The sequence below is a fragment of the Chitinivorax sp. PXF-14 genome (assembly GCF_040812015.1).
Classification (GTDB): Bacteria; Pseudomonadota; Gammaproteobacteria; order Burkholderiales; family SCOH01; genus JBFNXJ01.
In genome coordinates this window covers 1-5,042 of sequence record NZ_JBFNXJ010000032.1, presented here as the reverse complement: position 1 = coordinate 5,042, position 5,042 = coordinate 1, and the positions used below count along the sequence as shown (strand labels likewise).

Annotated in this window: 4 protein-coding genes; all 4 read left to right on the top strand. The window is 65.4% G+C overall.

Annotation, left to right across the window (positions count from 1 at the left end):
- The first annotated feature begins 157 nt into the window (after positions 1–157).
- Positions 158–1,699 carry a DUF935 domain-containing protein gene (locus ABWL39_RS20710; RefSeq protein ID WP_367796063.1) on the top strand — a complete coding sequence of 514 codons (1,542 nt, stop codon included), beginning with the start codon at positions 158–160 and terminating at the stop codon, positions 1,697–1,699.
- Complete coding sequence (locus ABWL39_RS20705; protein WP_367796060.1) at positions 1,686–3,008, top strand: PBECR2 nuclease fold domain-containing protein; 1,323 nt, start codon at positions 1,686–1,688, stop codon at positions 3,006–3,008. The genes ABWL39_RS20710 and ABWL39_RS20705 overlap by 14 nt, the downstream gene beginning before the upstream one ends.
- A 105-nt stretch (positions 3,009–3,113) precedes the next feature.
- Complete coding sequence (locus tag ABWL39_RS20700; protein ID WP_367796057.1) at positions 3,114–3,635, top strand: phage virion morphogenesis protein; 522 nt, start codon at positions 3,114–3,116, stop codon at positions 3,633–3,635.
- A 305-nt stretch (positions 3,636–3,940) separates the two neighbouring features.
- On the top strand, positions 3,941–5,042 hold a 1,102-nt coding region (locus ABWL39_RS20695; protein WP_367796054.1), incomplete at its 3' end, for a peptidase.

The following is a 5,042-nucleotide window of genomic DNA, read 5'->3' as shown; positions in this document are numbered from 1 at the left end:
CCTGCGGCACTTCCCGAAGGCCGACCATGACGACGGCCCGGACGCCCTGCATATGTTGTGGGCGCTGGCCACGTCCGGTGCCGGCGTCATCGAATTCAAGAGCATCGGCGCCGGCAGTCGGGGGCGGAGCCGCTATGCGGATTTTGTGGAGTAAGCCATGAGCAACATCGTCGATCAGAACGGCCAGCCCTTCCGCGGCGAAATCGCCACGGTCGCCAAGGACATTACCTATGTGCCCTTCCTGGGCACGCTGCGCAGCCATGACGACACGCTGCTGACGCGTGGCGGCGCGAAGAGCTACAAGATTTATGACGAGATCGAACGCGACTGCCACGCCTACGGGGTGTTGCAGAAGCGCAAGCTGGCTGTGGTCGCGCGGCCGTGGCAGGTCGACCCGGCATCGGACGATGCGCTCGACATCAAGGCCGCCGACATGGTGCGCGCCCAGCTGGCCGCCATCGGCGTGCCGGCGCGCGACGATGCCGGCGAGCAAGTCGTCGTGGCGAGCAATTTCGACCTGGTCTGCTACAACCTGCTCGACGCCATCCTCAAGGGCTTCGCGGTGGGCGAGATCATGTGGGACACGGATGGCCGCGAGATCGTGGTGCGCGAGGTGCGGCCACGCGACCAGCGCCGGTTCAACTTCGACGTCGATTTCAAGCTGCGGCTCAAGACCTGGGCGCAGTTGATGCCCGGTGAACCGGTACCACCACGCAAGTTCATCGTGCATGCCTTCGGCGCCAAGGATGGCAGCCCGTTTGGCATGGGGCTGGGCTCACGTCTGTTCTGGCCGGTGCTGTTCAAACGCCAGGACATCACCTTCTGGCTGACCTTCCTGGACAAGTTCGGCAGCCCGACGGCAATCGGCAAGTATCCGAATGGCACGCCGCCGGATGACCAGGACAAGCTGCTGGACGCGCTCGGCGCGATCGCCCAGGATGCCGGCGTCACCATCCCCGACGGCATGGTGATCGACCTGCTGGAGGCGAAGCGTGGCGGCACGGTGAGCTATGAGCAGTTCGCCCGTTACATGGACGAGGAAATGACATTCGCCGTGCTGGGCGAGTCGCCGACGTCCAAGGGCAGCGGCGGCGCCCTGGCCTCGGCGGCCGTAGCGCGCGAGGAGGTGCGGCTGGAGCTGGTACAGGCCGACGCCGACCTGCTCTCGGCAACGCTGAACGCGACGCTGTCGCCGTGGCTGACCGCCTACAACTGCCCCGGTGCGCGGCCGCCGACGATCTGGCGGCAGGTGAAGCAGGCGGAAGACCTGAAGCTGCGCAGTGAGCGCGACAAGAATATCTTTGCGCTGGGCTTCAAGCCGACGCTCGCGCACATCCAGGAGACCTACGGCGGCGAATGGGAAGAGGTCCGCCCGGCAGGTGACGGCAAGCAGTCGCTCAGCCTCGACGGCGGCGAGCCTGTTGCCTTCGCCGAAGGGCCCGGTGGCGATGCCAGCCAAGCCGTATTGGACAAGGTATTGCAGGCGCTGCCTGGCAATGCCATCGATGGCGCCATGCAGGCCCTGCTGGCGCCGGCCATTGCGGCATTGCAGGCCGGACACACGCCCGATGAGGCCGGCGACGCACTGCTGACGGTCTTCCCGGCGCTCGACAGCGCCGCGCTCGAGGCGCTGCTGGCCCGCGCCATCTTCGTCGCCGACCTGTGGGGCCGCCTGGGATTCGCCCATGACGACGCCTGATCTCGCTTACGCCATCGGCCTGGAGCCGGCCGCCGCCGTCGCCTACCTGGAGCAAAAGGGCTATGTGCTCGGCTTCTCGTGGCAGGACGTGTGGCAGCAAGCCCATGCGAAAGCGTTTACCGCGGCCGGGGTGATGAAGGCCGATGTACTGGCCGACCTGAAGGCCGGGCTGGTGGACGCATTGAAGCATGGCCATACGCGGCAGGAGTTCATCGACGGACTCACCCCGCTGCTGCAGAAGAAAGGCTGGTGGGGTACGCACGCGCAAACCGACCCGCAGACCGGCGAAATGCACGGCAAGGGGCTGACGCCCCGGCGGCTTGGCACGATATTTGACACCAACATGCAGACGGCCTACATGGCTGGGCGCTATCAGGCCATGCTGGCCAATGTGGATGATCGTCCGTACTGGATGTATTCGGCGATCATGGACCGGCGCACCCGGCCGTCGCATGCGGCGCTGAATGGTCGGGTGTTCCGCCACGACGACCCGATCTGGAACAGCATTTTCCCGCCAAACGGTTTTCGCTGCCGCTGCTCGGTGCGTGCGCTGGATGGCGATGACCTGAAGGCGCGCAAGCTCGATCTGTCGAGCAGCCAGGGGGCGTTGCGTGATGTCGAGGTGCCGGTCAGCCGCAAGCCAGGCGCGCCACTGGTGACGGTCACTCGTTTCGAGTATGCGCCAGGCAAAGCCTTCATGCCGGACCCGGGGTGGAACTACAACCCCGGACAATCGGCGCTCAGGCCGTTTGTCCCGCCGCCGCTTGATTCGCTGCCGCGCACGTTTCCGGTGGGGGTGTCGCTGCCGCAGCTGCCGAAGCCCGCCCCGGTGTCGGCCGCTCGCCTGTTGGCCGATGGTCTGCCGCCACAGGACTACGCCCGTGCCTTCCTGTCGGTCTTTGGCGCCGACATCGGTAAGAGCGTGGTGTTCAAGGATGTGGCCGGCGCCGCATTGGTCATCGATGAGGCGCTGTTTCAGGATGGTGCGGGGAACTGGAAATCTATCAAGAATTTTCGCGGCCCCTACATGAAGCTGCTCGCCGAGGCTGTCAAGGAACCGGACGAAATATGGCTGCGCTGGGAGGAGTCACGCGACCAGCCAGGCGCGTGGCGACTCAAGCGACGCTACATAAAAAGCTGGCAGATCGACGGGCCGGAAGGTACGCAACATGGACTATCGGTATTTGAACATGGCAAGGACGGCTGGACGGGGTCGACAGCCATGATGAGCCAGCCGGAGCGCAACCCGGACGCCCGGAAACGCTATATCGAAAAGCAACGCGATGGTTTCCTGCTCTACCAAAAATAAACCCCGACGCCGCATCGCCGGGGTTTCCTGTGCGGTTCCTTTGGATGCGTCAAGTCGGGAGCCATTGTGCGACCGCAATCAGGTCGCTTTCATTATAGGATCATCTTGATAGAACTCAAAATCGACGCGGCCCAGCTGACCTCCGCCCTCGAACGCCTGGCCCGTGCCGCCGCCGATGCCTCGCCGGTGATGCGGGTGGTGGCTGGCATCATGCATGAGGCGGTGATGCAGAACTTCGACCAAGGCGGCCGGCCGGCCTGGGCCGGGCTCAAGCCGGCGACGCTGGCGCAGAAACGCAAGCAAGGGTACAGCGCCACGCCACTGACCCGGCGCGGCGGCGGGCAGAGCCTGCGCTCCAGCATCACCAGCCAGGCCGATGGCAATTCGGCGATGGTGGGTACCAATGTCAAATACGCCGCCATCCACCAGTTTGGCGGCCAGACCCGGCCGCACGTCATCAGACCGAAGAATAAGAAGGCGCTCGCCTTCGGCGGCAGGGTGGTACGCTCGGTCAACCATCCGGGCTCGAATATTCCGGCCCGTCCCTTCCTGCGCCTGACCGATGCCGACGAGGCGAAGATCGTCGGCAAGGTGTCCGATTATCTGCGCCAGGTCGTGGGCTCGTAGGGCTGCCCGTTGGCTGGTTTGCCATTTTCGACGTGGCGGGCCCGTCAGCGTGGCGCAGCCATTTCCTGCGGCCATGCGGCCGGCCAGCTATCGTTGCCGGCTCATCGCGCGTTAAAAGCGCGTTAAATCGGCATGGGCCGGCAGTGCTCCGGCTCCGCTCTCTGCGGCAGCGCGAAATTCATGCGCAACAAGCCATTTCCGGCCGATAGATGTCGTCGCCCGGGGTGTGCTGTCCCGCCGCCTCCCGCGCCTCACTGAAGCCCTTCCTCCCCGCACCGCCCACTGTCGCCCAGCACAATGGCGGCATGAACTCGAAACCCATACACATCTTCAAGGTTGGCACCCATACCGCGATGGGTGGTGCCACGCTGGCGTTTTCCGAAGCGGACCTGGCTGCGGCTGCCGACGCCTATGATCCGGCGCTGCACGAGGCGCCCATCGTGGTCGGCCATCCGCGCCACGATAACCCGGCCTATGGCTGGATCAAGGGGCTCGCATTTGCCGAGGGCGGGCTCGAAGCCTCGCCGCACCAGGTCAATCCCGACTTTGCCGAGCTGGTCGCCAGTGGCGCCTTCAAGAAAGTGTCGGCGAGCTTCTACGCCCCCGATTCGCCGCAGAACCCGGTTCCGGGCGTCTACTACCTGCGTCACGTGGGGTTTCTGGGGGCCCAGCCGCCGGCCGTCAAGGGGCTGCGCGCGCCGGAATTCGCCGATGCCGAAGAGGGCGTGATCGAGTTCGCCGACTGGTCCGACATGGAAAACGCCAGCCTGTGGCGGCGTCTGCGCGAATGGCTCATCGGCCGCTTTGGTCTCGATGAGGCCGACAGGACCATCCCCAGCTATGCCGTCGCCACGCTGGAGGATGACGCCCGCCAGGACGATGGCGGGCAGATCTTGCCTGCCACGCCAAGCTATTCCGAATCAACCGAGCAACCCACGCAGGAGAGCACCGTGACACCTGAACAGAAGGCCGCGCTGGAGGCCGAGAACGCCCAGCTCAAACAACAGCTGGCGGAAGCCCAGGCCCGCGACAAGGCGGCCCAGGCGGCCGTCAGGCATGGCGAGAACGCGGCGTTTGCCGAGAGCCTGATCCAGACCGGCAAGCTGCTGCCCGCCCAGAAGGGTTTCGTCGTCTCCTTCATGGATCACATCGCGGCCGATGCCGGCGTGATCGAATTCGGCGAGGGCGAGGCCAGGCAGTCAAAGAGCGGGATCGACGGCTTCAAGGCGTTCCTGCAGGGCCAGCCCAAGCTGGTGGATTTTCAGGAACGGGCCGGTGATGCGGGCCCCACGGTCGATAGCAACGACCCGCTGGCGATCCACGCCAAGGCCGTCGAATTCATGGAGTCGGAAGCCCGCGTGGGCCGCACCGTCGACATCGCCGCTGCCGTCGCCCATGTGACGGCGC

What these genes read in the sequence shown, in the direction of transcription:
- ABWL39_RS20710 (WP_367796063.1), top strand. Translation starts at nt 158, where the DNA reads ATGAGCAACATCGTCGATCAGAACGGCCAGCCCTTCCGCGGCGAAATC.
- ABWL39_RS20705 (WP_367796060.1), top strand. Translation starts at nt 1,686, where the DNA reads ATGACGACGCCTGATCTCGCTTACGCCATCGGCCTGGAGCCGGCCGCC.